The organism is Pseudomonas sp. Pc102, assembly GCF_018408275.1.
Lineage (GTDB): Bacteria > Pseudomonadota > Gammaproteobacteria > Pseudomonadales > Pseudomonadaceae > Metapseudomonas > Metapseudomonas tohonis.
Genome location: NZ_AP021905.1, coordinates 4,615,323 through 4,641,433 on the forward strand (window position 1 = coordinate 4,615,323; position 26,111 = coordinate 4,641,433).

The window sequence follows — 26,111 nt, forward strand, 5'->3', positions numbered from 1 at the left end:
CCCGCCATGCCCCGCCTCCCCCTTACTCTGCTCGGCGCCGCGCTGCTGCTGGCCAGCGGCGCCACCTTCGCCGCCACCGCTTATGTGTCCAACGAGAAGGACAACGCCATCAGCGTGATCGACATGGACACACTGACGGTCACCGCCAGCCTGCCGGTGGGCAAGCGCCCGCGCGGCCTGGCGCTGTCCAGCGACAACAGGCTGCTGTACATCTGCGCCAGCGATTCGGACACCGTGCAGGTGATGGACCTGGCCACGCGGCAGATCATCAAGGAGCTGCCCTCCGGCGCCGACCCCGAGCAGTTCGCCCTGCACCCCAACGACCGCTGGCTGTACATCTCCAACGAGGACGATGCGCTGGTCACGGTGGTCGACACCCAGAGCAGCCAGGTGCTGGCGCAGATCGACGTCGGCGTGGAGCCCGAGGGCATGGCGGTGAGCCCGGACGGCAAGTGGGCGATCAACACCAGCGAGACCACCAACATGCTGCACTGGATCGACACCTCGACCCAGACGCTGGTGGACAACACCCTGGTGGACCAGCGCCCGCGCCACGTGGAGTTCGACCACGATGGCAAGCGCCTGTGGGCCTCGGCGGAGATCGGCGGCACCGTCACCGTGGTCGACGTGGCCACGCGCAGCATCCAGAAGACCCTGCGCTTCCAGATCAAGGGCGTGCACCCGGACAAGGTGCAACCGGTGGGGGTCAAGCTGACCCGCGACGGCCGCTACGCCTTCGTCGCCCTGGGCCCGGCCAACCATGTGGCGGTGGTGGATGCCAGGACCCTGGAGGTGCTCGACTACCTGCTGGTGGGCCGGCGCGTCTGGCACCTGGCCTTCAGCCCCGACGAGAAGACCCTGCTGGCCACAAACGGCATCAGCGGCGACGTCTCGGTGATCGACGTCGACAGCCTCAAGGTGACCCGGTCGATCAAGGTCGGCCGCTACCCCTGGGGCGTGGTGGTCGCCCCATGAACGCCCTGGACGTGGAAGGCCTGGGCTTCGACTACGGCCCACGGCGCGCGCTGGACGGCGTGAGCTTCGCCCTGGAGCCGGGCCGCTTCACCGCGCTGCTGGGGCCCAACGGCGCCGGCAAGTCCACCCTGGTGGCGCTGCTCAGCCGCCTCTACGACCTGCAGCGCGGCGACATCCGCGTCGCCGGCCACTCCCTGCGCCGGCAGCCGCGCCTGGCCCTGCGCCAGCTCGGCGTGGTGTTCCAGCAGAGCACCCTGGACCTCGACCTCTCGGTGGAGCAGAACCTGCGCTACCACGCCGCCCTGCACGGCATGCCGCGCCAGCTGGCAGCAGCGCGCATCGACCAGGAGCTGGCGCGCCAGGGCCTGGGCGAACGCCGCCGCGACAGCGTGCGTGCCCTCAACGGCGGCCACCGCCGGCGCGTGGAGATCGCCCGTGCCCTGCTCCACCGCCCTCGCCTGCTGCTGCTCGACGAGGCCAGCGTCGGCCTCGACCCGGCCAGCCGCCAGGCCCTCAACCACCACGTGCGCCAGCTGTGCGACGACGAAGGCCTGAGCGTGCTGTGGACCACCCACCTGCTGGACGAAGTACGCGGCGAGGACGCCCTGCTGGTGCTCGACCAGGGCCGCCTGGTGGCCTCGGGCACCGCCGGCGAGCTGAGTGCGGCGCATGGCGGCGGCCTGGCCGGTGCCTTCGGCGAGCTCACCCGGCCGAGGGCGCGGGCATGAACGCCAATGCCTACTGGCAGTGCCTGCGCGGCATCGTCGGGCGCGAATGGCTGCGCTTCGTGCTGCAGCGCTCACGCTTTCTCAGCGCCCTGGTGCGGCCGCTGCTGTGGCTGCTGGTGTTCGCCGCCGGGTTCCGCGCGGCGCTGGGCATCGCCATCATCGACCCGTACGCCACCTACATCACCTACGAGACCTACATCGTCCCGGGGCTGGCCTGCATGATCCTGCTGTTCAACGGCATGCAGGGCTCGCTGTCGATGGTCTACGACCGCGAGATGGGCAGCATGCGCGTATTGCTCACCAGTCCCCTGCCGCGCCCCTTCCTGCTGGGTGCCAAGCTGCTGGCCACGGCGCTGGTGTCGCTGCTGCAGGTGTATGCCTTCCTCGCCATCGCCTGGCTCTACGGCGTGCAGCCACCGGCCTGGGGCCTGCTCGCCGCCCTGCCCGCGCTGCTGCTGGCGGCGCTGCTGCTCAGTGCCCTGGGGCTCCTGCTGTCGAACTTCATCCGCCAGCTGGAGAACTTCGCCGGGGTGATGAATTTCGTGATCTTCCCGCTGTTCTTCCTCTCCTCGGCGCTCTACCCCTTGTGGAAAATGCGCGAGGCCAGCGAGTGGCTGTACTGGCTGTGCGCGGCCAACCCCTTCAGCCACGCGGTGGAGCTGGTGCGCTTCGCTCTTTACGAGCGGCTCAATCCGCTGGCCCTGGGCGTCTGCCTGGGCCTGACGCTGGTCTTCGCGGTGGCGGCGGTGGTCAGCTTCAACCCACAGCACGCGGCGCTGCGCCGGGCCGGCTGAGGCGGGGAAACTACTACTTTGGTACGGGTTTCCCTCTCCAACGTAGGATTTCCAAAGGCGCGCGGCTGGCTTGTAATGCGGGCCATAAGAATAAAGAGATGCCTGCCATGCGAGTCCTCATCGCCTCACTGCTGTGCCTGCCCCTCCTGTTCCCGGCCGCCGTCCGGGCCGACGCCGAGCCATCGCTGTTCTCCGCCGACGGCTACCGCACCGACCGCTACCGCAGCCCCACGCCCGCCGAGGCCGACCACGCCCGCACCCTCGACACCCCCGGCCTGCGCGAGCTGCTGGCACGCGACCCGCGCACGAAGCTCATCGACGTCTACCGCCGCCAGTTCCTCGAAGGCCGCTTCATCGCCGACGAACCCCACGCCAACCTGCCCGGCAGCCTGTGGCTGGCCAATACCGGCAACGGCGAGCTGGATGCCCGCTGGCTGGCCTACTTCGCCGACAACCTGCGCAAGGCCAGCCAGGGTGACCTGCAGTGGCCGCTGGTCTTCTACTGCCGTTCCGACTGCTGGTTGAGCTGGAACGCGCAACGGCGTGCGCACGCGCTGGGCTACCGCAATCTCTACTGGTACCGTGACGGCATCGACGCCTGGGAACAGGCCGGCCTGCCGCTGCAACCCGCCGAGCCCGTGCCCCTGCCCTGAATCCGCGCCCGACAGCCCCTCCATAATCAGAACAATGAGGTGAATGGCCATGTACAAGATCCTGATCGCCGACGATCACCCCCTGTTCCGCGAGGCCATCCACAACGTCATCAGCGACGGCTTCCCCGACAGCGAAGTGATGGAGACCGCCGACCTCGACAGCGCCCTGGGCTTGACCCAGGAACACGACGACCTCGACCTCATCCTGCTCGACCTGAACATGCCCGGCATGCACGGCCTCAACGGCCTGATCAACCTGCGCAACGAGGCGCCGACCATCCCGGTGGTGATCGTCTCCGCCGAGCAGGACAAGCAGATCGTCCTGCAGGCGATCACCTACGGCGCGGTGGGTTTCATCACCAAGTCCTCGCCACGGGCGCAGATGACCGAGGCCATCGAGCAGATCCTCAACGGCAACGTCTACCTGCCCTCGGACATCATCCGCACCCAGAAGAGCTCGCCCCGGCGCAACCACCAGGACGAGCACGGCATCCCCCCGGAACTGCTCCAGGCGCTGACCCGCAAGCAACTGCTGGTGCTCGAGCGCATGACCAAGGGCGAGTCGAACAAGCAGATCGCCTACAACCTCGACATCGCCGAAACCACGGTCAAGGCCCACGTCTCCGCTATCCTGCGCAAGCTCAACGTGCACAACCGCGTGCAGGCGATCCTCTGCGCGGGGGATATCGACTTCGCGGCGTACTTGCGGCGCTAGGGGTCGTCCGGCCGACAGCGCAGCCGGAGCTTTCACCCGGGCCGGCGCGCCCCACCGCGCCCCGCGCCGCCCTACCCTGCCGAGCTTCGACGCTTGCAGGGAATCCCGGGAATGTCGCGCTACCTCCGCTCGCAGCGAGCCGGCTCGTACTACTTCTTCACACTCATCACCGCAAAGCGCCGGCCGCTCCTGACCGAGCCCTCGGTACGCCAAGCGTTGCGCAATGCGATCCAGGCGGTGCGGCTCGAACAGCCGTTCCGCATCCACGGCTGGGTGCTGCTGCCGGATCACCTGCATTGCCTCTGGGAGCTGCCGCCCGGTGATACCGACTTCGCGCGGCGCTGGTCGATCATCAAGCGCAAGGTCAGCCAATCGGTTCACCTGCCACCCACTTCGAATAGCCGGGTCGCACGACGTGAGTCCGGGTTCTGGCAACGACGCTTCTGGGAACACGGCATACGCGATGCGGACGACTACCGACGGCATATGGATTACCTGCACTGGAACCCGGTGAAGCACGGCCTGGTCACCCGGGTGGCCGACTGGCCCTGGTCCAGCTTCCACCGCCTGGTGCGCGAAGGCCTCTACCCGACGGGTTGGGGAGATGCCGGAGAGCAGGATGGGGATTTTGGCGAGTAGCACGGGGCCTTTCGGAGATCGCCGGACAGGCCGAGCGCGGGATCGGTGCGCGCAGCACACCCTACAAGAGCAGATGGATGCGCGGGATCGGCCCGATGCTCGCGGCTAGCGTCGTAGGGTGTGCCGTGCGCACCTCAAAAGGTCGGATCGGCACGGAGCCTGTCGGAGATTGCCGGACGTGCCGAGCACGGGATCGGTGCGCGCAGCACACCCTACAAGAGCAGATGGATGCGCGGGATCGGCCCGATGCACGCGGCTCGGTCGTAGGGTGTGCCGTGCGCACCTCAGAAGGTCGGATCGGCACGGAGCCTTTCGGAGATCGCCGGACAGGCCGAGCGCGGGATCGGTGCGCGCAGCACACCCTACAAGAGCAGATTGATGCGCGGGATCGGCCCGATGCTCGGCCGTAGGATGTGCCGTACGCACCTCGATGGTCAGGGCAGCAGGAGGCTGTGGGTGTGCGCCGGACAGGCCCAGCGCGGGATCGGTGCGCGCAGCACACCCTACAAGAGCGGATCGACGCGCGAGGGTTGGCAGTGTGCCCCTCACCCACCCCGCTCGATCAGGTGGTTCATCGCGGCCTTGAGCTTCATCGGGCGGACGGGTTTGTGCATCAGGGTGTGGCCGAGTTCGCGCATCTGCTGGCGCAGTTCGTTGCTGTAGTTGGCGGTGATCATCAGGGCGGGCAAGGCGGTACCGCGGCGGGCGTTGATGCTGGCGACGGCGTCGACGCCGTTGTGGCCGTTGTCCAGGTGGTAGTCGGCGATCAGCAGGTCGGCGTCGGCGTGGTAGTTGTCCACCTGGCGGGCGAGGTCTTCTTCCGAGAGCGCGGTGACCACCTGGCAGCCCCAGCCTTCGAGCAGGGTGCGCATGCCGGCGCAGATGGCCGCGTCGTTGTCCAGCACCCACACCCGCGAGCCACGCAGGCGCTCCACGAGCATTTCGGGGGTGCTCGCTTCCACCCGCGCCTTGGGTGCGCGCTTGGCCAGGGGCACCTCGACGCAGAAGCGTGAGCCCTGGCCGAGGCGCGAGCGCACCTGGATGCGGTGGCCGAGCATGCCGGCGATCTTGTCGACGATGGCCAGGCCCAGACCCAGGCCCCGGTCCTGCTTGGGCCGCTGCGAGTCGCCGCGCTTGAACTCCTGGAAGATCTCCTTGAGCTTGTCGTCGGCGATGCCGATGCCGCTGTCCCAGACCTCGATCGACAGGCTTTGCCGGTGCCGCCGGCAGCCCAGCAGCACGCGGCCGCTGGGGGTGTAGCGGATGGCGTTGCTGAGCAGGTTGCGCAGGATGCGCGCCAGCAGCTGGATGTCGCTGCGCACCAGCGCCGAGCTGGGCACGAAGTGCAGGCTCAGCCCCTCGCTGGCGGCCGCCTGGCGGAATTCCACGGCGAGGTTGTCGAGCAGCTCGCTGACGGCGAAGGGCGCGATGTCGGGCTTGATCACCCCGGCGTCGAGCTTGGAGATGTCCACCAGGGTGCCCAGCAGGCTTTCCACGTCATCCAGCGAGTTGCTGATGTTGCGCACCAGCGTCGTGCTCACCGCCTGCTCGCGCTGCTCCTGCAGGGCGCTGGTGAACAGCCGGGCGGCGTTCAGGGGTTGCAGCAGGTCGTGGCTGACGGCGGCGAGGAACTTGGTCTTCGACAGGTTGGCCTGCTCGGCCTCGCGCTTGGCCTCGCGCAGGCGCAGTTCCACCTGGCTGCGCTCGCCGATCTCGCGCAGCAGTTGCTCGTTGAGCTGGGTGAGCTCGGCGGTGCGTTCGCGCACCCGCTGCTCCAGGTTCTGGTAGGCCAGGTGCAGGGCCTCGGCGGTGCGCCGGCGCTCGGTGATGTCGCGGATCAGCACGAAGATGCCGACCACCTCGCCGCTTGCCAGGCGGTTGGGCACGTAGGAGCGCAGCATGTAGCGCTCCTGGCCGTTGAGGTTGGTCTCGGCCACTTCGAAGGTGACGCTTTCGCCGGAGAGCGCCCGCTCCACATAGGGCTCCAGGCGCCGCCAGTGTTCCTCGCTGTGCACCTCGCGCAGGCGCTGGCCGAGCATGCCGCCGCGCGGCCAGCGGTACCACTCCTCGTAGACCTTGTTGGTGAACTCGTAGACCAGCTCGGCGTTGAGGTAGGCGATCAGCGCCGGCACGTGGTCGGTGATCAGGCGGATCCAGCGTTCGCTCTCGGCCAGTGCCTCGGCGTGGCGGTAGCGCTCGGTGATGTCGGTGAAGGTGTTGACGAAGCCGCCGGTGGGCAGCGCGTGGGTGCGCACTTCGAGCATGCGGCCGTCGAACAGGCGCTGTTCCAGCTCGCGCACGGGGCGGCCGTTGGCGTCGCGGGTCTGCGGGGTGAGCAGCGCCAGCTCGCTGTCGGCCATGACTTCGGCGAAGGACCGGTGCGCCTGGATCGGCGCCAGCCCGCAGAGCTCGAGGAAGCGGTGGTTCCACAGCTCCAGGGTGCCTTCGGCGCCGACCATGGCCATGCCCTGGGACAGGTTGTCCACGGCGCGCTGCAGCAGGCGCGATTTCTGCGCCAGGGCCTGCTCGCGGCGCATGGTTTCGCTGATCTTCAGGTCGGTGATGTCGGTGTAGAGGATCACCAGCCCGCCCTCGCGGGTGGGCCGTTCGCTGACCTGCACCCAGCGCCCGTCCTGCAGGCGGTAGAGGCTGTGCTCGTTGTCGCTGCTGCGCTGCTCTTCGACGATCAGCCCGGTGCTTTCGGCCAGGCGCTTGATCTCCGAGAGCCGGGTGCCGCTGATGATGCGCGCGCGGCTGTTGGCCCAGAAGGACTTGAAGCGACTGTTGAACAGGACGATACGCTGCTCCCTGTCGAACAGCACGAAGGCGTCGGAAATGCTTTCGATGGCGTCCACCAGGTGCTGGTGGGCCGTCTCGGCGCGCAGCCGGGCGTCGCTGAGCAGCTGGTTGCTGGCCTTGAGTTCGGACATCGCCTGATTCAGCGCGTCGGTGCGCTCGCGCACCTGCTCGGCCAGCACCACCGAGTGCTGGAAGGCGGCGTAGGCGTCGTCGCGGCGGGCGGCGCTGGATTCGACCCGCTCGATCAGCGCGGCGTTGATCCGCCGCAGCTTGTGGTTCTCGCCCTCCAGCCGGGCGATGCGCGCTTCGTAGTCAGCGACCTGCATCGCCTGGGCGGCGTCCGATGGCGACACCGGTGAAGGTCTGGTTGATGTGCATGCCATTGAACTGTTCCCCGTAGGTGTTGAAGCCGATCACGCGCTGGCGACGGAGGAACTCGCCGGTCTGCTCGACGCCGCCATCGCTCTCGATTTCCAGGCGGCGCAGGAAGCAGTCGCAGCCGATGGTCAGCAGCGGCGGGCCGAGGCGCTGCTCCAGGCGCTGGAACAGGGCCTGCAGGTTGGGCAAAAGCGGCCCCGGGCGCATGCCGGTGAGGACGATGCCGTTCTCCACGGCGCAGTAGAAGCTGAGGCTGAGGTCGTCGTTGACCCGCTGGATGGAGCGCACGTAGTACTGGTCGTTGACCCGCACGGCCAGCGGGTGGGCGGCGAACAGGCGGTGGTCCAGGGCCTCCAGCGGCACGCCGATCCACTGGGCGTACTCCTGGGCGGCGGGCTCGGCATTGAGTTCGAAGACGCGGCGGCTGGCGCTGTCGGCGCGGGTGACCACCAGCTTCTCGTCGCTGGGCAGGATGTGGTGGGTGCTGAAGACCTCGAAATCCAGCTGGGTGTTGACCAGCACCACCACCGCCGCGCCAGTGTGGAACTGGCCGCCGTGGTAGACGTGGGTGTGGGTCAGGTGGTTGTCGTCACCGGCCGAGCCGCCGAAGTGCGGGATGCTGCCGAAGGCGGCGCCGAGGGCGGCGAGCACCACTTCCTCGCGGCTGGAGAGGCCGTCCAGCAGGGTTAGGGCGAAGCTGTGGTCCTTGATCGGCGCCAGGGAGTTGCTGCGGCAGTCACTGACCAGGCGTTCCACCAGTTGCTGGGCGTCGATCAGGCTGAAACGCTCCATCTCGTCGATCAGCGCGCTGCCGATGGAGAAGCTGCGGTAGTCGAAGCCCACCGCGCTGACGCAGCCGCGCCCGTAGCCATTGGGGGTGATTTCGCCTGCGCTGGTGCAGCCCACCAGCTCGATGCCGCCGAAATACTGCTCCAGCGCCGCGCCCAGGGCCGGCAGGTCGTATTCCGCCGAGCAGAAGAACAGCACGAAGCCCAGGTGCGGGTGGATCAGCTGGCGCGCCAGGTCCTGGGCCACGGCCTCGGCGTCGGTGGCGCTGGACATGGCGGTGACCACGCCCTCGTCCTGATGCTGTTGCATGGTGCGCCTCGCGAATGGGCCTGCAGTTGCTGTGGATTCTACGGAGCGGTCCGGGGCCGCCCCATCCTTCTTGGGTAGCGGCGGGCTCGTCCGAAGGGATGAGGCAGCACTGACAATTGCGTTCGGCCTCGGGGAGCGGCCCGGCCACTCATTCGGCCCTGGATGGGTGTGCGCGGGATCTTCGAGGTGCGCGCGGCACGCCCCATGCGGGGCTGCGAGCTCTTCGCAGGGTGGGCGCCTTCGAAGGTGCATCAGGCATCAGGAGGTGCCACGGCCCGGCTCCGCCTGGTGGAGGTAAAAAGCGACCTCCACCCTACGCAGCGGTCGCGTCCATCGGTGGCATGACGCTTTCTGCAGCCCGCCAGGGCAGGAGCGAATTCATTGGCGAAACCGCTCCCCACAAGACGCAAAAAAGGCGGGAGGCATGCGCCTTCCCGCCAAACACAAGGGAGCAAGACAGGGTGGAGCGTTACCAGTTGAGCACGACGCCGAGGGCGACGGTGTCGGTGTCTTCGTTCTGTGCGGAGCCGGCGTGGCCGTCGATCTCGAACTGGTTGTATTCGGCGACCAGCTTGAGGTTGTCGTTGACGTCGTGGAACAGGGCGATGCCACGGGTCTCGTAGTCGGCACCGGTGTTCACCGCGCCGTTGCCGTCGTCCTTGGTCTTGCCGTAGGACAGCGCCAGGCGGTTCTTGCCGAAGCGGTAGGAGCCCTGCAGCAGGTAGCCGTCGCTGTCGACTTCACGCAGGGTCGCCTCGCCGGCGTTGTTGGTGAAGAAGGGGTTGATGCCCTTGGCCTGGAAGCCGGAGGCGACCACCGAGAAGGCACCCATCTTCGCCTGCACGCCGTAGCCCAGGCCCTTGGAGGTGACGCTGTCGACCGCCGGGTCGGTGTTGTCCGAGGTCTGGTAGCCGCCGTTGAGCCAGGAGTAGATCTGCGCGCCGCCCAGTGCGAACTCGTAGGTGAGTTCGGATTCGAAGCGCGGGTTCTCCTGGTAGGCCTTGCCGGTGGGGCTGTCGTCGTTGGTGTCCACCGGGTCCATGATGCCGACCGCCAGGCGCAGGCCGTCGCTCTTGGGGCTGCGGTAGGTGATCTGCGAGGTGGGGAACGGATAGGGGTAGCCGCTGCCGATGTTGCCGAAGGAGACGCCGCCGCCGTCCACCAGGCCGAGGGTGTCGCTGACCTGGCCGTAGCCGGCGAGCATCTCGTCGAGGAGGATGTTGGAGCGGGCGAACAGGCCGAAGTCCTTGCCCACCAGCACCTCGCCCCAGTCGCTGCCGACGGTGCCGTAGAACTGGCGGACGTCGATGGCGGTGTCGGTGCCGTTGGTCTCGCTGTCGTTGATGGTCACCCAGAAGGAGGCGCGGGCACCGAGCTTGAGGTCATCCACCTGCTTGCCCATGTTGAAGCCGATCCAGTTGGGCAAAAAGCCCATCTTCACCCGCGACTGGCGACGGTCGAACTGCTCGCCTTCGCGGTCGACGTCGCTGTTGACGTAGAAGGCGTTGACGTAGCCGTCGGTGGAGAAGGTGGTGTCGTCCTTGTCGTAGAGGACGATCTCGGCCTTGGCCTGTTCCATGACGGCCAGGGCCAGGCCGGTGGTGAGGGCGAGGGGCAGGAATCCGATGGTGACGTTCTTGTTGTTGTACATGGCGCTCTCCGCTGGGTGGGACGACTCGCTCGAGCCGTGACGGAGGCGATTATCGAAACGCCGGAACGCCCGCCATATGCGGCCTTGGCGCTGTTTCGCCGATGCTTTGGCGGGCCCTGTACGACCTTGGCGGGAAGATGCGGGCCGCCCCCCTCGGCGGTAGCGGGGCGCAAGTCGCAACGGACGGACGAGGCCGGCGGCACGACCTGGGAAGGGGGTCGTACCGCTGCCTTGGTAGGGGATTGGGAGGCTGTGGCGACGCGAAAGGAGGAGGTATCAGTGCCAGCGCGAGTCGGGGCGCGCAGCGTTGGCGAGCGCCAGCCAGCCGCCACGGGCCTGCTGCAGGGCCTCCAGGGCGGCGAGCAGGTCGTCGCGGCCGGCCTGTTCGAGGGCATCGGCGACGCGGTCGGGCCAGTCGGGGGCGCGTCCGGCCAGGTGCAGGTTCCAGGCACGCTCGGCCGCGTCCCCATCGCCGCTGCGCAGCTGTGCCAGCAGGGCCTGGCGCGGGGCCTCGCCGTCCTTCAACGCCTCGTCCAGGCCGGCGAGGAACGCCTCGATGTGCCCGAGGACCTGCGCCACGGTGGCGCTGGGCGACTGCACGCCGAACAGCAGGCCGGCGCGGCCGTTGATCAGGCGGAAGCCGGAGAACACGGCGTAGCCCAGCTGCAGTTCGCTGCGCAGGCGCTGGTAGAAGCCCGCCTCCAGGCAGCGCGCCAGCCACTGCCAGGTGGCTTCGGTCTGCGCCTGGCGATCGGGCAGCGGGCAGAACAGCAGCAGGGCGGCATCGCCCTGCACCGCCACCGGGTACCAACGCCGCGTGGCGATGGGGGCCGCCGGGGCATGGCCGTCGAGACGCCGCCCGGGCACACCGCGCAAGACGCCGGCCAGAACCTGGCGCGGGTGCTCGTCGAGGCCCACCGCCATGACCTCCCAGGCGGTGCGCGCCCAGAAGTGGCCCAGGCGTGCGGGGGAGACCGGCTCGTCATCCGGACGGGGCTGCGCGACGGCATCCAGGCGATCCGGTAACCCGCGCAACAACTGGCGGATCGGCAGCTCGCCGGCCTCGCGGTTGAGCCAGGCGCGGTGCAGGCGCCGCCCCTGTTCACAGGCGGCCAGGGGCGGTTCGAACAGGGTCTTGAGTACCGCGTCGAGCACCGGCGGCAGCAATCCGGCGGCACCGCGCAGGCTCAGCCGCCAGTCGCGGCCCTGTTCGCTGAAATCGATGGCGACGCCCTGCTGCTGGGCACGGCTCTGGGTCGCCCGCAACGCACGCTGCAAGGCCTGGTAGAAGCCGCCGTCGACAGGCTCGGCCGGCAGGCGCCAGCGCAGGAACAGCGCCGCGCGATCGGGCTCGCCCCAGTGGTGCAATAGCGGTACGTCATCTGCTGCCGCCCGTGCAGCCGGGCCCTGGAACGGGCTTAACATGGGCGCACCGGCGAAGCGCCAGCGGACGTCGATGGCCGGCCAGGGGGGGATGCTCTCCTCTTCCAGCTCTAGAAGGAAGCCGGCCACCTGCACGCGGCCGGCGACCGCCGCCTCGCTGGCGAACAGGCGGATCAGCCGGGGCGGCGTGAGCTGCGCGAGCAGGCGGGAGAAATCGCGCGCCTCCAGCGGCGCTGGCGGGTCCCAGCCACGCTCCAGCAGGCTGCGCGCCTGCTCCAGCGGCGCCGGACGGGCATGGCCGGCACTGGCCTGGTGGCGGGCCAGGAGGTCGCGCCAGGGCTCCTGCTCGCGCAGGGCCGCCAGCCAGTGGAACAGCGCCGCTTCCAGGCGCGCGCGGCTTTCAGGACGGGCGTCGGCGAGGGCCAGGTCCAGCACCAGCAGCGCCTGGCCCTGGTCGAGATGGGGCACGAGCAGTTGCAATCCATCGCACAGGCCCTGCTCGACGAGCCAGGCCTGCAGGCTGCCCTCGGCCTCGTCCTGCAGCAGTTCGCGCAGCACCTCCAGCGCCTGGGGCAAGGCGGCCGGCTGGCCCTCCAGGGCGAAAGCCAGCCAGCTGCGCGCCGCGCCGGGCAGGCACATGCGCAGGCTGTGGCTGACCAGCGGCAGCAATGCGGGCGCCGGGGGCGGGGCGGCAGGCGCACCGCCGGGCAGCGAACCCGCGAGGCGCTGCGCGAGCCCCGCGAGCTCGTCCAGTGATTGAGGCCCGAGCAGCACCAGGCGCATGCGCGCGCCCTGGTAGTGGGCCTGGTGGAAGGCGGCCAGTCCGGCCTGGAACGCCGGGTCCTCCACCGCCAGGCTGTCGCGGTCGCCGGCATGGAAGTCGGCCAGCGGGTGCCCCGGCGCCAGCGCCGCCGCGAGCGCGGACTGGGCCAGGGTCCAGGTGTCGCGGGCGCGCGCCAGGTACTCGGCCTGCAGCACCTCGCGCTCGCGCAGCTGCGCGTCGATCGCCAGTTGCGGCGCGCCGAGCATGTCCACGAGCCGCGCCAGGCCGGCCTCCAGGCGCGCGGGCGGCAGCTCGAAGAAGAAGTCGGTGTGGCGGGCCTGGGTGCTGGCGTTGAGGCGCCCGCCGCAGGCCTGGACGAAGGGCATGAGCCGCTGCTGGTCGGGGTAGCGCACGCCACCGAGGAACAGCAGGTGTTCGAGAAAATGCGCAAGCCCGGGCCATTCGCGTGGCTCGTCATGGCTGCCGGCGGCCACCCGCAGCGCCGCCGCCGCCCGCTGCGCGCCGGGCACGTGGCGCAGCAGCACGGCGAGGCCGTTGTCGAGGAGCAGGGAACGGCTGGCGGGGTCGGGAACGGGCGTCATCCGGGCACCATGGAAAGTTTCGCTCAGCATCCTCAAGACCAGCCCTCGCGGCAATGGTTCTTTCGTTCAGCCGAACCGCCCCCGATCGATTGACCGCAGCATGCGGATGCATCGAGAATCCGCGCTCCTTCCCGTGCGGCGTTCCATCCAGCCGGGTTGCCGTGCTTCCCGGTACGGCGCCGGCCTCAGGTCCTCCAGTCCCGATCTCCGCACCTCGGCGCCCCCATGCGCCCCTTCGCCTGGCCCGCCCAGGCATACGACCCCGACCAGAGCCCGTCGCCGCGCGCGGCCCGGCCTCGCCCTGCCCGCTGCGTGCCGGGCGGGACGGCTGCGCACGCGATCCGGTTCGCCATTTGCAGGAAACACTACGATGATCACGATCCGCCTTTCCAAAGCCCTCATGGTGCTGGCCATGGCCTTCTTCGCCTCGCTGGTGGCCTTCAACAACGTCACCGACTACGGCACCAACTTCGCCTTCGTCCACCACGTGTTCCTCATGGACACCACCTTCCCCGGCAACCAGCTGATGTACCGCGCCATCGAGACGCCCTGGGTCCACCACGCCGGCTACCTCGGCATCATCGCCCTGGAAACCACCACCGCCCTGCTCTGCTGGGTCGGCGGCCTGCACCTGCTGCGGGCGCGCAAGGCCGATGCCGCCGGTTTCCGCGCGTCCAAGCGCTGGGCCGTCGCCGGCCTGACGCTGGGCTTCCTCACCTGGCAGGTGGCGTTCATGTCGGTGGGCGGGGAATGGTTCGGCATGTGGATGTCGGAGCAGTGGAACGGCGTGCCGGACGCCTTCCGTTTCTTCATCACCCTGCTGGCGGTGCTGATCTACCTGACCTTGCCCAATGACGGCGGCGAGGCCTGAGCCCTGCGGCCATGAAAAAGCCCCGCCAGCTTGCGCTGTGCGGGGCTTCGGTATTCATGGTGTCCCAGAGTGGGCTCGAACCACCAACCTTCCCCTTAGGAGGGGGATGCTCTATCCAATTGAGCTACTGAGACGGCACGCACGACGGGCAGTCGATGCGAACGGGCGGCATGTTAACGGCGCTTGCGCGTTTTGTCATGCCACTGCCACGGCACTGCACCATACTTCCGCAAAAATCAGAGGGACCTTCGCCATGCCCCAGCCACTCCCGCAGCTCCTGCCCGACTCCCCCTTCACCACCGTGACCCTGCGCGCCGCCAGCCCGGCGGATGCACCGGCGCTGGCCGCCCTGCTGCACCAGCTGGGCGAGGATGAGTCGCGCCCCGACCACGCGCTGCTGGCCTTGCGCCTCGCGGAGCTGCCCAGTGGCCGCGAGGTGGTGGTGGCGGAGCGTGACGGGCGCCTGCTGGGCACCTGCACGGTGATCCTGGTGGAGCACCTGGCGCACAACTTCGCGCGCTCGGCGATCGTCGAGGACGTGGTGGTGGGCAAGGACGCGCGCGGCCTGGGCATCGGCCAGGCGCTGATGGACAAGGCCGCCGAACGCGGCCGTGCCTGGGGTTGCTACAAGCTGGTGCTGTCCAGCGGGCAGAGCCGCGAGGCGGCCCATCGCTTCTATGAGTCGCTGGGCTACAAGCCCCACGGGATCAGCCTGTACCTGGATATCTGAGCCTTTTTCCGGCGGGGCCCGCGTTCACGGGAATGACGCTCGCCGGAGCCGACATTCCCGTGAAGCCACGCGCCTTTACACGCGCCCGAAACGCTCTTCGGCGAGGCGGTCGGCGACATCGGTGGTGGTGCGTCCTTCCTGGTCGGCGCGGGTGAAGATCTGCCGCAGGGTGTTGCCGATGCCTTCGATGTGCGCCTTCAGCTCGGCCGCGCTGCCGCCGCTGCGCTCGAAGTAGACGTCGATGATGCCGCCGGCATTGATGGCGTAGTCCGGCGCGTAGAGGCAGCCGTTGCGCTTGAGCTCCTCGGCCAGTTGCGCGTCGGCCAGCTGGTTGTTGGCGGCGCCGGCGATGATCGGCACGCGCAGCGCTTCCAGGCTCTGCGGGTTGATGATGCCGCCCATGGCGCAGGGCGCGAAGACATCGACGTCCAGCCCATAGATCTCGTGCTGCCCGACGGCCTTGGCCCCCAGTTGCTCGACGGCACGGCGCACGTTGGTTTCGACGATGTCGGTCACCCACAGCTCGGCGCCGGCCTGGCGCAGCAGGCTGGCGAGGTGGAAGCCGACCTGGCCGACGCCCTGGATGGCGACGCGCAGGCCCTTGAGGTCGTCGCGGCGCAGGCGATGCTTGACCGCCACCTGGATGCCGATAAATACCCCGTAGGCGGTGGACGGCGACGGGTCGCCGCTGCGCACGCCGCCATCGAAGGCTTCGCGCTGGTTGGCGCCGGCCACGTGGCGGCTGCGCTCGGCCATGATCTGCATCTCGGCCGGGCCGGTGCCGGAGTCGGCGGCGGTGATGTAGCGCCCGCCGAGGCTGTCGACGAAGTCCCCCATGGCCTGGAACAGCGTTTCGCTCTTGCCCGTGTGCGGGTCGCCGATGATCACGGCCTTGCCGCCGCCGAGGGGCAGGTTGGCGAGGGCGGACTTGTAGGTCATGCCGCGGGACAGGCGCAGCACGTCACGCAGGGCCTGCTCGTCGTTGGCGTAGTTCCACATGCGGCAGCCACCGAGGGCGGGGCCGAGGTGGGTGTTGTGGATGGCGATGATGGCCTTGAGGCCGGATGCCTTGTCGTGACCGAAGACGACCTGTTCGTGGCCATCGAATTCGACGTGGGAGAAGACGGACATGGTTTACCTCTGCATGCGTTTGTCTGGGTGAACGCCGGCCTTCCCCCATGGGAAGGCCGGCGATGGGAAGGTGTCAGGCGGCGGAGTCGAACAGGCGCACGACCTTGATCTCGGTAGCCAGCAGCTGGGCGCGCAGTTGCGCCTCGTGCTCGCGGACCTTGGCCAGGGCCTTCTCCTTGACGTGGCCGTAGCCACGGATCTGCTCCGGCAGTTCGGCGATGGCCACGGCGACGCGGTAGTTGTCGCCACGCAGGTGGGCGAGCACGGCTTCGACGTTGTCTTCGTAGCGGACGATCAGCTCGCGCTCCAGGCGCCGTTCCTCGCTGTAGGCGAAGGGGTCCAGCGCGCTGCCACGCAGGAACCTGAACGTGGCCAGCAGGCCGAAGGCCTTGAGCATCCACGGGCCGAAGCTGCGCTTGCGCGGTTGCCCGGTGGCGGGGTCGCGCTTGGCCAGCCAGGACGGCGCCAGGTGGAACTGCAGGCGGTAGTCGCCGCTGAACTGGGCGCGCAGGCGCTTGCGGAACTCGCCGTCGCTGTAGAGGCGCGCCACTTCGTACTCGTCCTTGTAGGCGAGGACCTTGAAGTAGTAGCGGGCGACGGCTTCGGTGAGTTCCTTGCCGGCGCTTTCATCGACCCGGCGCACGCGCTCGACCAGGTCGCTGTAGCGCTTGGCGTAGCCGGCGTCCTGGTAAGCGGTGAGGAAGTCGACGCGGAAGCGGATGATCTCCTCGAGGCTCTCGCAGGGCTTGGCTTCGGCCACTTCCGGCGCGGCGAGCTTCTCCACCGCCGCCAGGTCGTGGGCGGCGCGGCGACCCCAGAGGAAGGCTTCGCAGTTGAGCTTCACCGCCACGCCGTTGAGCTGGATGGCCTTCTCGATGGCTTCGGCGGAAACCGGCACGAGCCCGCGCTGGTAGGCGTAGCCGAGCATGAAGAGGTTGGTGGCGATGCTGTCGCCGAGCAGGCGGGTGGCCAGGCGGGTAGCGTCGATGAAGTGGGTCTTGTCGGCACCGACGGCCTCCACCAGCGCCTGTTGCATGGCCTGGCCGGGGACCTGGGCGTCCGGGTTGCGGGTGAACTCGGCGGTGGCGGCCTCGTGGCTGTTGACCACGGCGGTGGCGATGCGCTCGTTGAGCTTGGCCAGGGCCTCTTCGCTGGCGGCGACCACCAGGTCGCAGCCGAGCAGCAGGTCGGTCTCGCCGGCGGCGATGCGCACGGCGTAGATGTCGTCCTGCCTGGCGGCGATGCGGATGTGGGTGATCACCGGACCGAACTTCTGCGCCAGGCCGGCCTGGTCGAGCACGCTGCAGCCCTTGCCTTCGATGTGGGCGGCCATGCCCAGCAGGGCGCCGACGGTGGTCACGCCGCTGCCACCGACGCCGGGCAGGAGGATGTTCCAGGGGCGCTCGAGGCTCGGCTGGCGCGGCTCGGGCAGCACGGCGAACAGGGCGCCGCTGCCGACCGCCTCGGGCTTGCGCAGCTCGCCGCCGTGGACGGTGACGAAGCTGGGGCAGAAGCCTTCGAGGCAGGAGAAGTCCTTGTTGCAGGCGTTCTGGTCGATCTCGCGCTTGCGCCCCAGCTCGGTCTCCAGCGGCAGCACGGAGAGGCAGTTGGACTTGACGCTGCAGTCGCCGCAACCCTCGCACACGGCGGGGTTGATGAAGGCACGCTTGGCCGGGTCGACGAGCTTGCCGCGCTTGCGACGGCGGCGTTTCTCGGTGGCGCAGGTCTGGTCGTAGATGATCACCGAGACGCCCTTGAACTCGCGCAGCTCGCGCTGCACGGCGTCCAGCTCGCGGCGGTGGTGGAAGGTGACGATGGGCGCGAAGGTGGCGCGGGTGGGGTACTTCTCGGGTTCGTCGGTGACCAGGGCGATGCGTTTGACGCCCTCGGCGAAGACCTGCTGGCTGAGCTGGTCGACCCGCAGTTCGCCGTCGATGGGCTGGCCGCCGGTCATGGCCACGGCGTCGTTGTAGAGGATCTTGTAGGTGATGTTGACCCCGGCGGCCACGGCGGCGCGCAGGGCCAGCTGGCCGGAGTGGAAGTAGGTGCCGTCGCCGAGGTTCTGGAAGATGTGCGGGGTGTCGGTGAAGGGGGCCTGGCCGATCCAGGTGGCGCCCTCCCCGCCCATCTGGGTGAAGGTGTCGGTGTTGCGGTCCATCCACTGGGTCATGTAGTGGCAGCCGATGCCACCCTGGGCGCGGCTGCCTTCGGGCAGCTTGGTGGAGGTGTTGTGCGGGCAGCCGGAGCAGAAGTGCGGGGTGCGCACGGTCTTGTGCTTGGGCTCCGCGAGGGCCTTTTCCTTGGCGGCGAGGAAGGCCAGGCGCGATTCGATCTGCTCGCTGGAGTAGATGGGCGCCAGGCGCCTGGCGATGACGCGGGCGATCATCGCGGGGGTCAGCTCGCTGAGGTTGGGCAGGAGGGAGTTGCCCTCCTCGTCGAATTCGCCGACCACGCGCGGACGCTTGTCCACCGGCCAGTTGTAGAGCTGGCCGGTGAGCTGGTCCTCGATGATGCTGCGCTTCTCCTCGACCACGAGGATTTCGTCCAGGCCTTCGGCGAACTGGTGCACGGAGACCGGCTCGAGCGGCCAGCTCATGCCGATCTTCAGCACGCGCAGGCCGACCCTGGCGCAGAGTTCGTCGTCCAGGCCGAGGTCCACCAGGGCCTGGCGCACGTCGAGGTAGGACTTGCCGGTGGTGATGATGCCCAGGCGCGGGTTGGGCGAGTCGAGCTTGACCTGGTTGAGGTCGTTGGCCAGGGCGAAGGCGCGGGCGGCGTAGATCTTGTAGGTGTTGAGGCGTTTTTCCTGGGCCAGCGGCGGGTCGGGCCAGCGGATGTGCACGCCGTCCTCGGGAAGGACGAAGTCGGTCGGGATCTTCACGTCGATGCGCAGTGGGTCGACGTCCACCACGCTGGAGGAGTCGACGTTCTCGGCGATGGTCTTGAGCGCCACCCAGCAGCCGCTGTAGCGCGAGAGTTCCCAGCCGATGATGCCGTAGTCGAGGATTTCCTGGACGTTGGCCGGGTTGAGCACAGGGATGGAGGCGGCGATAAAGGCGTGCTCGCTCTGGTTGGCGATGCTGGAGGACTTGCAGCCGTGGTCGTCGCCGGCCAGCAGCAGCACGCCACCATGGGGGGACACGCCGGCGGAGTTGCCGTGCTTGAAGACGTCGCCGCAGCGGTCCACGCCCGGGCCCTTGCCGTACCACATGGAGAACACGCCGTCGTAGCGCGCGCCGGGGAACAGGCTGGTCTGCTGGCTGCCCCACACGGCGGTGGCGGCGAGCTCTTCGTTGACGCCCGGCTGGAAGTGGATGTGGTTTTCCTGGAGGAAGGACTTGGCCTCCCAGAGGCTCTTGTCGAGGTTGCCGAGGGGCGAACCACGATAGCCGGAGATGAAGCAGGCGGTGTTCAGGCCATGGGCCGCATCGCGTTGCTTCTGCAGCATCGGCAGGCGGGTGAGCGCCTGGGTGCCGGTGAGGTACAGATGACCGGTTGCAAGCCGGTACTTGTCATCCAGGCGGATCTCGGCCAGAGACATGCGGGCGCTCCTTTTATTTTTATGGCGACCAGGATGGCTACGGTTAGCGCCATCCTCCTGTCCCGCGGCAGGATCACCGCCCGGGACGCATGCTCAATAATCTGACTGAAGGGTTCTGCTTTTTTCTTTCTATTTTCGGGCCCGAATGCCAATACTGCGCATGATCCTTCCAACAAGAACAAGATTGCGGACTTATTCATGCACAACCCTCTGAGCCCTATCGATCGCAAGATCCTCCGCCTGCTGCAACACAATGCCGATCTGTCGGCTGCCGAAGTGGCCGAGAAGGTGGAGCTGTCCCAGTCGCCCTGCTGGCGCCGCATCAACCGCATGCAGGAGGACGGGCTGATCGAGCGCAAGGTCGCGCTGCTCAACCCCAGGTTGCTGGGGTTCTCCATCACCGTGTTCGTCAACATCAAGCTCTCGGCCCACGGGCGCAACAACCTGACCGAGTTCGAGGAAGCCATCGTCGGCTACCCGGAGGTGCTTGAGTGCTACACCATGGCCGGTGGTTCGGATTACCTGCTGAAGGTGGTGGCGCGGGATATCGGCAGCTACGAGCGCTTCCTGCGGGACCAGCTGCTGCAGCGCCCGCACGTGCTGGAAGCGCATTCGAACATCGCCATGAGCGAGGTGAAGCGCACGACCGAGCTGCCGCTGGACTGAACGCTCGCGCCCCCATTCCAGAGCGCTTGGTGCCGGAACAAGCGAAGCGGCGCAGACCCTGCCGTCCGGCACCCGTGCAATTTGCAATGGGCAAAAAACGGGTGCCTTGCAAAGTGCACGGAAAGCACCCTGTCGACCATATACAACTAATTGATTTTAAAAGGATTTTTAAATATTCGAGCTTGGCATGACACCTGCTCTATTCCAGTCATGAGAATTCTGGATGCGAGCCCCGATCATGAACAGTGTCATCACGCTCCTCGCAGCAACCGTATTGACGCTCCTGGCAGCCAGCGCCTTCGCCGCCCTTCAGAGCAACCAGCAGCAACAGGCCGTGAAACATCTGGTCGAGCGTATCAACCCGACGCCGGTGCAATTCGAATACGCCACCCAGTCCGGCGACCAGAAGCCGAAGGTGCGCCAGCTGCAGAGCAGCGAGTGGCAACCTCGCCCCGCCCAACGCCTGTCGTTCTGAGCGCCCGGCATGGACATGACCGCGTGGGGGATGGTGTTTCCGGGGTTGATCCTGCTGCTGGCGGCGGGGACCTGCGGAGCGCTTTGGGTGATCGATCGCATCACCGATCAGGGTCTGGCGGAAGAACAGCAAGCAGAGCGTGATCGGGACGAGCGCATCACCAGTTACTACGACCCTTTCTTTTAAATATCCCTATGTCGGCAAGGAGATAGAGATGTCGAAGTCAGCCGTGCTGTTCCTGATCATCAGCCTGCTGCTCACCCTGACCCTGTGGCTCGAACCCTGGCAGGCCACGTGGCCGGCCGCAGCCGTGAAGGTGGCGCTGGGCGCCAGCGGGGTGCTGCTGCTGGTGGCACTGATGGTGGGCAAGCGGGTGAAGTTCGACCCGGTATTGCGCTGATTCAGGACCGAGGCTGGTCGAGCAGTTGCAGCAGGCGTTGCAGGGTCTGCTCGAGGGGGCCGGAGTTGTCGAGGATCGACAGGGCGGCACCACCCTCCTCCCGCAGGGACTCGGTGAAGCGGGCGTTGCGTGCCAGGCGCGCCTCTATCTCCTCGGCGGGCTCGCGCCCCCGGGCCTGCAGGCGCCGGCGCAGGACGTCCATCTCCACCGTCAACAGGATGGCCTGCAGGTCCGGATAGCGCTTCAGGGCCTCCCCCAGATAACCCCTGGAGCCATTGACCAGGACGTCCTCCCCCGCTGCCAGCCACTCATCTATCTGCGCCGGGATGCCATACGACAGCCCGTTGGCGTGCCAGCTCATGGCGAAGGCGCCGCTCCGCTCCATCTGCGCGAAGCGCTCGGGGCTCACCGCCTCCGCCGCCTCGCCCACCGCCTCGGCCGAGCGGGTGATCACGCGCCGCACGATGTGGCAGCCACTCCTGGAGAGCGGCTCGCGGGCGGCATCGAGCAGGCTGTCCTTGCCTGAGCCTGAGGGTCCGATGAGATAGATCAGCCTGCCTTTCATCTGCTTACCTGGAAGTTCATCCGCTGCGATCGCCGCCTGTTGCACGGCGGACGCCACATTACCCGGAAAGCATTGCAGTTTGGAGCACCCGAATGCCCCGGCAACACCTACCGGACGTCGCACAGTAGCGAATTGCCAGTGCTGGCTTTATGGAGGCGCGCTACGCTTTGCACAACGAATCCTGACGTACCAGAAGCCCGGCCCAGAGCGCTGGATGTGCCGTCGCGCACGAAATCGGCAACCTTCTGCAACGGAGCGGGGAATTTTTCCCTCCTACCGCATTCATATGGGAGCCTTTTGCATATTCACTCGCATTTCGGACAACTGGTGCTGGCAAAAAGCCGCTACCCAGCGCACAATGCGACACAGATTTGACGTCAAGGAACCGTTTAGGTGACTGCAAGGTCATAATGACGCCAATCGCGATGAATGGTTGAACGACTGATGCTAAAGATGGTCAAACCGGTGACAATCACATAGCTCATTGCCAGCATCGCTCCCTGAACTAACCGGTTTAAATGTATGCGCCCTATGAAACAGGCTATTTACTCCAGCCGCACAGCTGACAAATTCGTCGTCCGTCTGCCCGAAGGCATGCGCGAGCGCATCGCCGATGTGGCGCGTAACCATCACCGCAGCATGAACTCCGAGATCATCGCCCGCCTCGAGCAGAGCATGCTCCAGGAAGGCGCTCTGGACGAAGGTTTGTCCATGCGCTTGGACAGCCCAGAGCTGTCGTTGCACGAGCGCGAACTGCTGCAACGCTTCCGCCAGCTTTCCCGTCGCCAGCAGAATGCGCTGGTTGCGTTGATCGCCCACGATGCCGAACTCGCCGCCGAAGAAGCCTGAGTTCGCAGCACGTCGATTGAGAGCCGCCCCCTGAGGCGGCTTTTTCTTGCCCGCGATTTGGCGTTCACCCGCCGGAAAGCAAAAGGCCCCGCAGATGCGGGGCCTTGGGCATGACAACGAGCTCTAGAGCAGGAAGACGGTCGCGAGCCCCAGGAAGATGAAGAAGCCGCCGCTGTCGGTCATGGCGGTGATCATCACGCTGGACCCCATGGCAGGGTCCCGCCCCAGGCGAACCAGGGTCATCGGGATCAGCACGCCCATCAGGGCGGCAAGCAGCAGGTTGAGCGTCATCGCTCCAGTCATCACCGCCCCCAGGGACCAGCTGTCATAGAGGTAATAGGCGACCAGGCCGATCACTCCACCCCACACCAGGCCGTTGACCAACGCCACGGCCAGCTCCTTGCGCATCAGGCGCGAGGTGTTGCCAGTGCTGACCTGGTCCAGCGCCATGGCGCGGACGATCATGGTGATGGTCTGGTTGCCGGAGTTGCCGCCGATGCCCGCCACGATGGGCATCAGTGCCGCCAATGCCACCAGCTTCTCGATCGAGCCTTCGAACAGGCCGATCACCCGCGAAGCGATGAAGGCGGTGACCAGGTTGACGGCCAGCCAGGCCCAGCGGTTGCCGACCGATTTCCACACCGAGGCGAAGATGTCTTCCTCCTCGCGCAGACCGGCCATGTTCAGGACTTCCGTCTCGCTCTCCTCACGGATCAGGTCGACGATCTCGTCGATGGTCAGGCGGCCGATCAGCTTGCCGTTCTTGTCCACCACCGGCGCAGAAATCAGGTCGTAGCGCTCGAACGCCTGGGCGGCGTCGTAGGCATCCTCGTCCGGGTGGAAGCTCACCGGATCGCTGGCCATCACCTCGGCGACCTGCTTGTCGGGGTCATTCACCAACAGGCGCTTGATCGGCAGCACACCCTTGAGGATGCCGTCGTAATCCACCACGAAGAGCTTGTCGGTATGGCCCGGCAACTCCTTGAGACGACGCAGGTAGCGCAGCACCACTTCCAGGGTCACGTCCTCACGGATGGTGACCATCTCGAAGTCCATCAGCGCACCCACCTGGTCCTCTTCATAGGACAGGGCGGAACGCACGCGCTCGCGCTGCTGGGCGTCCAGCGTCTCCATCAGCTCGTGGATCACATCGCGAGGCAGCTCGGGCGCGAGGTCGGCCAGCTCGTCCGCGTCCATCTCCTTGGCGGCGGCGAGCAGCTCGTGATCGTCCATGTCGGCGATCAGGTTCTCGCGGACCGCGTCCGAGACTTCAAGGAGGATGTCGCCGTCGCGCTCGGCCTTGACCAGTTGCCAGACGGTCAGGCGATCGTCGAGCGGCAGGGCTTCGAGGATGTGGGCGATGTCGGCCGGGTGCAGCTCATCGAGCTTGCGTTGCAGCTCGGCGAGGTTCTGGCGATGGACGAGGTTCTCGACGAGATCCTGGTGCTGGCCTTCCTGACGGTGGGTCAGGTCTTCGACCAGCTTGTGCCGATGCAGCAGATCGACCACCTGAGCGAGGCGGTCCTGCAGGCTTTCTTGCGACTTTCTTACTTCTACTTCGGTCATAGCGCGCTCCACCCCCAGTGGCGGCGCACGCCAAGGAGGGTCAATCAGTCAATACGCGATCGTGCAAATGCGGTGTTGAGTAACTACTGGGTAAGTCCATGAGGGGTGTCCAAAAGCCTCGGCGAGGCTGACTGCGCAATGATAACACCGGACGGTCATTTTGCGCGTTACAAAATCGTGGCTAGAACAATCGCTTGCGATGCAAAGCTGAGATCGCTTTCACCTTCCGTACGACGCCGGTGCCCTCCATGGAGACACCGTTAGGAAGAAATTAAAGCAGATACCTTCGGAGGCTACCGTCACGGAGGACATCGCCATGCGCACCCCGCTCTGCACACTGCCGCTTCTGCTCTATATCGCCCTCGAAAGCCCGCTGCTGGCGGCCTCCATCTACCGCTGCGAGGACGCACACGGGCACGTCACCTTCACCCAGTTGGGTTGCCCCGATGACGAACTGGTGGAAGTGCGGGAACGAATCGAATCCATGCAGGACAGCCAGGCGCTGTTGCCACCGGCGAAGGTGGAACGGATAACGCGAAGCACACGGAAGGAACAGGCCGAGAAGCCCAGGGAAATAGAAGTAGTTGGGGAGAGACAGGATGGCTGCGGCAACCGCATCGTCGGCCAGGAACGGCGCCAGGCGATGGTGCGCAAGCAGGTAAGGACGGGCATGACCCGGAGCGACGTGGACAGCATGCTGGGCAAGCCGGACAAGATCAGCCGTACCAACGGACAGACCCGCTATCACTATGTCGCGAAGAAGGGAAAAGGACGCAGCCAGCTCGTCACGTTCGACGAGCATGACTGCGTTAAAGGCGGGCGCTGAAACAGCGCCCGAAAGGAAGGGAAAACGAGCCCTGTCGGGCTCAGCGGCAAGCCCCGAGTGCGGCCAGCAGCTCACGCTCGTAACCGATGCGTTGCAGCCGTTCAGCACGCAGGACCTTCATCTATTGGTCGATCGGCGCATCCAGCGCCAGCGAGTCGACCGCAAAGGCAGGGACAGCAGGGAGCGTGACCGCACAGGCGACCATCACCGGCACCTTCACCTCGACGAGACCGGCCACGCGAGGCTCATCGGAGGCACAACCAGACAACACGACGAGCACTGATAACCCGGCGAACCTCATTGCCCGCGCTCCCGTTTCAGTTCATCGGCAAAAGCCCGCCGCGCCGACTCGCAGGCATCGACACCCACCAGCGGCGGCTCCAGCATCACCCGGGCCGCCGCAGCGTAGTCCTGTCGTGCCATCTGGGCGGCCCGGGCCTGCAACTGCTCGACCTGACGAGCCCTGTCCGCCGCCCGGGCTTCCAGCTCGGCTACAGCGGCATTCTGCTTTTGCAGCGCTAGCAGGCTGGTCTCGGCGCCGCTACGGGACTCGGCCAACTGCCGGCCCAGCTCCTCCAGTTGCGGACGATAGATACAAGCGGCACCCCAGGCCCCCAGCCCGACGAGCAACATCGCCATCCACCACAACGCCAGCCATTTCCAGAGAGCGACCGGGCTCATTCCAGTGCCTCCCTGGCCTTGAGCCAAAGCGCCTTGCGCTCGGCCAAGCCATTCAGCCCGCCGTTGATTCGGCGGGTGATGCCTTCCAAGTCGCCGGCATCGGCCAGAGCATTCAGGCCATTGGATTGCCAGAACCAGGCGGCGGACAACACCGCCGGCTCCGGTTGCAACAGTAGATCCGGCTGCTCCTGCAGCGGCAGGCACAAGGCCTCCCCGCAACGCTGGTACATGCCACGCCCGGTGATCTGCAACAGCCCCCTGCCCCGATAACGCCAACCATCACCCGACTCCTCCGAGCCATTGCCCATGCGATTGGCATAGACATGATTGGCGATCACCACCGGCCGCCTCTGGTAGGCACGCGCCAGCGCATTGGGTTGCCCATCGTCACTCCGGAACCGTCCGGGCCAGGTGGTCGCAAGGCCTGCTGCGCTGTAGTTGAGGTTCTCCGCAAGACGGGAGAAGCCAGCGGACTCGTGGGCGCACTGGGCCAGGAAGGCGGATTGGCGGGCTGCGGTTGAGATGGAGAAGAGCGGCAGAGCCTGTTCAAGGGCAGAGATGAAAACGCCCGCATCGGGGCGGGCGTTAGGAGATAACTGCAGTAGAAGATTTTCAATTTTTCTCATGTTTCA

At 67.1% G+C, this 26,111-nt stretch carries 24 protein-coding genes and 1 tRNA gene; 14 read left to right on the forward strand and 11 right to left on the reverse strand.

The window, feature by feature from the left end:
* Window positions 1-6: 6 nt before the first annotated feature.
* From PHLH3_RS20915 to PHLH3_RS20940, 6 genes are all read left to right on the forward strand, one after another.
* Entirely contained in the window at window positions 7-975 is a 969-nt protein-coding gene (locus PHLH3_RS20915) for a YVTN family beta-propeller repeat protein (RefSeq protein WP_213630635.1), read from the forward strand.
* On the forward strand, window positions 972-1,703 hold the full coding sequence (locus PHLH3_RS20920; protein WP_213625638.1) for an ABC transporter ATP-binding protein: 732 nt from the start codon (window positions 972-974) through the stop codon (window positions 1,701-1,703). The genes PHLH3_RS20915 and PHLH3_RS20920 overlap by 4 nt, the downstream gene beginning before the upstream one ends.
* Complete coding sequence (locus tag PHLH3_RS20925) at window positions 1,700-2,497, forward strand: ABC transporter permease (RefSeq protein ID WP_213625639.1); 798 nt, start codon at window positions 1,700-1,702, stop codon at window positions 2,495-2,497. The genes PHLH3_RS20920 and PHLH3_RS20925 overlap by 4 nt, the downstream gene beginning before the upstream one ends.
* Before the next feature lie 107 nt (window positions 2,498-2,604).
* Complete coding sequence (locus PHLH3_RS20930; RefSeq protein ID WP_244862920.1) at window positions 2,605-3,150, forward strand: PQQ-dependent catabolism-associated CXXCW motif protein; 546 nt, start codon at window positions 2,605-2,607, stop codon at window positions 3,148-3,150.
* 49 nt (window positions 3,151-3,199) lie between these two features.
* Entirely contained in the window at window positions 3,200-3,865 is a 666-nt protein-coding gene (gene agmR, locus PHLH3_RS20935) for a response regulator AgmR (protein ID WP_173172393.1), read from the forward strand.
* A 111-nt stretch (window positions 3,866-3,976) separates the two neighbouring features.
* Window positions 3,977-4,504: a transposase gene (locus PHLH3_RS20940; protein ID WP_213625641.1), complete on the forward strand. Its 528-nt coding sequence runs from the start codon at window positions 3,977-3,979 to the stop codon at window positions 4,502-4,504.
* A gap of 545 nt (window positions 4,505-5,049) precedes the next feature.
* On the opposite strand, the gene nahK is transcribed toward PHLH3_RS20940, so the two are convergent.
* The 4 genes from nahK to pqqF form a co-directional block, all read right to left on the reverse strand.
* On the reverse strand, window positions 5,050-7,686 hold the full coding sequence (gene nahK, locus PHLH3_RS20945; RefSeq protein WP_213625642.1) for a hybrid sensor histidine kinase/response regulator NahK/ErcS': 2,637 nt from the start codon (window positions 7,684-7,686) through the stop codon (window positions 5,050-5,052).
* Window positions 7,616-8,779: a nitric oxide-sensing protein NosP gene (gene nosP, locus PHLH3_RS20950; RefSeq protein ID WP_213625643.1), complete on the reverse strand. Its 1,164-nt coding sequence runs from the start codon at window positions 8,777-8,779 to the stop codon at window positions 7,616-7,618. The genes nahK and nosP overlap by 71 nt, the downstream gene beginning before the upstream one ends.
* Before the next feature lie 469 nt (window positions 8,780-9,248).
* Window positions 9,249-10,430: a porin gene (locus PHLH3_RS20955; RefSeq protein ID WP_213625644.1), complete on the reverse strand. Its 1,182-nt coding sequence runs from the start codon at window positions 10,428-10,430 to the stop codon at window positions 9,249-9,251.
* Window positions 10,431-10,706: 276 nt separating this feature from the next.
* Window positions 10,707-13,178 carry a pyrroloquinoline quinone biosynthesis protein PqqF gene (gene pqqF / locus PHLH3_RS20960; protein ID WP_213625645.1) on the reverse strand — a complete coding sequence of 824 codons (2,472 nt, stop codon included), beginning with the start codon at window positions 13,176-13,178 and terminating at the stop codon, window positions 10,707-10,709.
* Between the two features lie 373 nt (window positions 13,179-13,551).
* Between pqqF and PHLH3_RS20965 the strand changes: the two genes are divergently transcribed.
* Entirely contained in the window at window positions 13,552-14,049 is a 498-nt protein-coding gene (locus tag PHLH3_RS20965; RefSeq protein WP_213630636.1) for a DUF2165 domain-containing protein, read from the forward strand.
* A 57-nt stretch (window positions 14,050-14,106) separates the two neighbouring features.
* On the opposite strand, the gene PHLH3_RS20970 is transcribed toward PHLH3_RS20965, so the two are convergent.
* Window positions 14,107-14,183 (reverse strand) — tRNA-Arg (locus PHLH3_RS20970).
* Window positions 14,184-14,302: 119 nt separating this feature from the next.
* On the opposite strand from PHLH3_RS20970, the gene PHLH3_RS20975 reads away from it, so the two are divergent.
* Complete coding sequence (locus tag PHLH3_RS20975) at window positions 14,303-14,779, forward strand: GNAT family N-acetyltransferase (RefSeq protein ID WP_244862921.1); 477 nt, start codon at window positions 14,303-14,305, stop codon at window positions 14,777-14,779.
* Window positions 14,780-14,854: 75 nt separating this feature from the next.
* Here the strand turns inward: PHLH3_RS20975 and PHLH3_RS20980 are convergent, their stop codons facing one another.
* Together PHLH3_RS20980 and PHLH3_RS20985 are read right to left on the reverse strand one after the other, a co-directional pair.
* Window positions 14,855-15,910 (reverse strand): Glu/Leu/Phe/Val dehydrogenase, encoded by a 1,056-nt coding sequence (locus tag PHLH3_RS20980; RefSeq protein WP_213625647.1) that lies wholly within the window; start codon window positions 15,908-15,910, stop codon window positions 14,855-14,857.
* Between the two features lie 73 nt (window positions 15,911-15,983).
* Window positions 15,984-19,451, reverse strand: a complete 3,468-nt coding sequence (locus PHLH3_RS20985) for an indolepyruvate ferredoxin oxidoreductase family protein (protein WP_213625648.1) — start codon at window positions 19,449-19,451, stop codon at window positions 15,984-15,986.
* A 198-nt stretch (window positions 19,452-19,649) separates the two neighbouring features.
* Between PHLH3_RS20985 and PHLH3_RS20990 the strand changes: the two genes are divergently transcribed.
* The 4 genes from PHLH3_RS20990 (at window position 19,650) to PHLH3_RS21005 (ending at window position 20,992) form a co-directional block, all read left to right on the forward strand.
* Entirely contained in the window at window positions 19,650-20,117 is a 468-nt protein-coding gene (locus PHLH3_RS20990) for an Lrp/AsnC family transcriptional regulator (protein WP_173172375.1), read from the forward strand.
* Window positions 20,118-20,355: 238 nt separating this feature from the next.
* A complete protein-coding gene (locus tag PHLH3_RS20995) occupies window positions 20,356-20,592 on the forward strand; it encodes a hypothetical protein (RefSeq protein WP_146603018.1) in 237 nt (78 codons plus the stop codon).
* Between the two features lie 9 nt (window positions 20,593-20,601).
* Window positions 20,602-20,778, forward strand: a complete 177-nt coding sequence (locus PHLH3_RS21000; protein WP_213625649.1) for a hypothetical protein — start codon at window positions 20,602-20,604, stop codon at window positions 20,776-20,778.
* 28 nt (window positions 20,779-20,806) lie between these two features.
* The gene (locus PHLH3_RS21005) at window positions 20,807-20,992 is read left to right on the forward strand and encodes a PA3371 family protein (RefSeq protein WP_213625650.1); all 186 of its coding nucleotides are present in this window, start codon (window positions 20,807-20,809) and stop codon (window positions 20,990-20,992) included.
* 1 nt (window position 20,993) lies between these two features.
* Here PHLH3_RS21005 and phnN read toward each other — a convergent pair whose 3' ends face one another.
* Window positions 20,994-21,557: a phosphonate metabolism protein/1,5-bisphosphokinase (PRPP-forming) PhnN gene (gene phnN / locus PHLH3_RS21010; protein WP_213625651.1), complete on the reverse strand. Its 564-nt coding sequence runs from the start codon at window positions 21,555-21,557 to the stop codon at window positions 20,994-20,996.
* Window positions 21,558-22,079: 522 nt separating this feature from the next.
* Here phnN and PHLH3_RS21015 point away from each other — a divergent pair.
* A complete protein-coding gene (locus tag PHLH3_RS21015) occupies window positions 22,080-22,406 on the forward strand; it encodes an Arc family DNA-binding protein (protein ID WP_031287390.1) in 327 nt (108 codons plus the stop codon).
* Between the two features lie 123 nt (window positions 22,407-22,529).
* Here PHLH3_RS21015 and mgtE read toward each other — a convergent pair whose 3' ends face one another.
* On the reverse strand, window positions 22,530-23,972 hold the full coding sequence (gene mgtE, locus PHLH3_RS21020) for a magnesium transporter (protein ID WP_173172367.1): 1,443 nt from the start codon (window positions 23,970-23,972) through the stop codon (window positions 22,530-22,532).
* Between the two features lie 316 nt (window positions 23,973-24,288).
* Here mgtE and PHLH3_RS21025 point away from each other — a divergent pair, with 316 nt between their 5' ends.
* Window positions 24,289-24,798 (forward strand): DUF4124 domain-containing protein, encoded by a 510-nt coding sequence (locus tag PHLH3_RS21025; protein ID WP_213625652.1) that lies wholly within the window; start codon window positions 24,289-24,291, stop codon window positions 24,796-24,798.
* 297 nt (window positions 24,799-25,095) lie between these two features.
* Here PHLH3_RS21025 and PHLH3_RS21030 read toward each other — a convergent pair whose 3' ends face one another.
* The gene (locus PHLH3_RS21030; RefSeq protein WP_213625653.1) at window positions 25,096-25,479 is read right to left on the reverse strand and encodes a hypothetical protein; all 384 of its coding nucleotides are present in this window, start codon (window positions 25,477-25,479) and stop codon (window positions 25,096-25,098) included.
* Complete coding sequence (locus PHLH3_RS21035; RefSeq protein ID WP_213625654.1) at window positions 25,476-26,105, reverse strand: glycoside hydrolase family 19 protein; 630 nt, start codon at window positions 26,103-26,105, stop codon at window positions 25,476-25,478. Before PHLH3_RS21035 ends, PHLH3_RS21030 begins: the two co-directional genes overlap by 4 nt.
* Window positions 26,106-26,111 lie beyond the last annotated feature (6 nt).

Excerpts from the sequence above, each read along its gene's own strand:
- PHLH3_RS21030 (WP_213625653.1), bottom strand. The coding sequence starts at position 25,479 with ATGAGCCCGGTCGCTCTCTGGAAATGGCTGGCGTTGTGGTGGATGGCG.
- agmR (WP_173172393.1), top strand. The coding sequence starts at position 3,200 with ATGTACAAGATCCTGATCGCCGACGATCACCCCCTGTTCCGCGAGGCC.
- PHLH3_RS21015 (WP_031287390.1), top strand. The coding sequence starts at position 22,080 with ATGCGCCCTATGAAACAGGCTATTTACTCCAGCCGCACAGCTGACAAA.
- PHLH3_RS20985 (WP_213625648.1), bottom strand. The coding sequence starts at position 19,451 with ATGTCTCTGGCCGAGATCCGCCTGGATGACAAGTACCGGCTTGCAACC.
- PHLH3_RS20925 (WP_213625639.1), top strand. The coding sequence starts at position 1,700 with ATGAACGCCAATGCCTACTGGCAGTGCCTGCGCGGCATCGTCGGGCGC.
- PHLH3_RS20975 (WP_244862921.1), top strand. The coding sequence starts at position 14,303 with ATGCCCCAGCCACTCCCGCAGCTCCTGCCCGACTCCCCCTTCACCACC.
- PHLH3_RS21000 (WP_213625649.1), top strand. The coding sequence starts at position 20,602 with ATGGACATGACCGCGTGGGGGATGGTGTTTCCGGGGTTGATCCTGCTG.
- pqqF (WP_213625645.1), bottom strand. The coding sequence starts at position 13,178 with ATGACGCCCGTTCCCGACCCCGCCAGCCGTTCCCTGCTCCTCGACAAC.
- PHLH3_RS20920 (WP_213625638.1), top strand. The coding sequence starts at position 972 with ATGAACGCCCTGGACGTGGAAGGCCTGGGCTTCGACTACGGCCCACGG.
- PHLH3_RS20995 (WP_146603018.1), top strand. The coding sequence starts at position 20,356 with ATGAACAGTGTCATCACGCTCCTCGCAGCAACCGTATTGACGCTCCTG.
- PHLH3_RS20980 (WP_213625647.1), bottom strand. The coding sequence starts at position 15,910 with ATGTCCGTCTTCTCCCACGTCGAATTCGATGGCCACGAACAGGTCGTC.
- PHLH3_RS20915 (WP_213630635.1), top strand. The coding sequence starts at position 7 with ATGCCCCGCCTCCCCCTTACTCTGCTCGGCGCCGCGCTGCTGCTGGCC.
- PHLH3_RS21035 (WP_213625654.1), bottom strand. The coding sequence starts at position 26,105 with ATGAGAAAAATTGAAAATCTTCTACTGCAGTTATCTCCTAACGCCCGC.
- PHLH3_RS20930 (WP_244862920.1), top strand. The coding sequence starts at position 2,605 with ATGCGAGTCCTCATCGCCTCACTGCTGTGCCTGCCCCTCCTGTTCCCG.
- nosP (WP_213625643.1), bottom strand. The coding sequence starts at position 8,779 with ATGCAACAGCATCAGGACGAGGGCGTGGTCACCGCCATGTCCAGCGCC.
- PHLH3_RS20990 (WP_173172375.1), top strand. The coding sequence starts at position 19,650 with ATGCACAACCCTCTGAGCCCTATCGATCGCAAGATCCTCCGCCTGCTG.
- mgtE (WP_173172367.1), bottom strand. The coding sequence starts at position 23,972 with ATGACCGAAGTAGAAGTAAGAAAGTCGCAAGAAAGCCTGCAGGACCGC.
- PHLH3_RS21025 (WP_213625652.1), top strand. The coding sequence starts at position 24,289 with ATGCGCACCCCGCTCTGCACACTGCCGCTTCTGCTCTATATCGCCCTC.
- phnN (WP_213625651.1), bottom strand. The coding sequence starts at position 21,557 with ATGAAAGGCAGGCTGATCTATCTCATCGGACCCTCAGGCTCAGGCAAG.
- PHLH3_RS21005 (WP_213625650.1), top strand. The coding sequence starts at position 20,807 with ATGTCGAAGTCAGCCGTGCTGTTCCTGATCATCAGCCTGCTGCTCACC.
- nahK (WP_213625642.1), bottom strand. The coding sequence starts at position 7,686 with ATGGCATGCACATCAACCAGACCTTCACCGGTGTCGCCATCGGACGCC.
- PHLH3_RS20940 (WP_213625641.1), top strand. The coding sequence starts at position 3,977 with ATGTCGCGCTACCTCCGCTCGCAGCGAGCCGGCTCGTACTACTTCTTC.
- PHLH3_RS20955 (WP_213625644.1), bottom strand. The coding sequence starts at position 10,430 with ATGTACAACAACAAGAACGTCACCATCGGATTCCTGCCCCTCGCCCTC.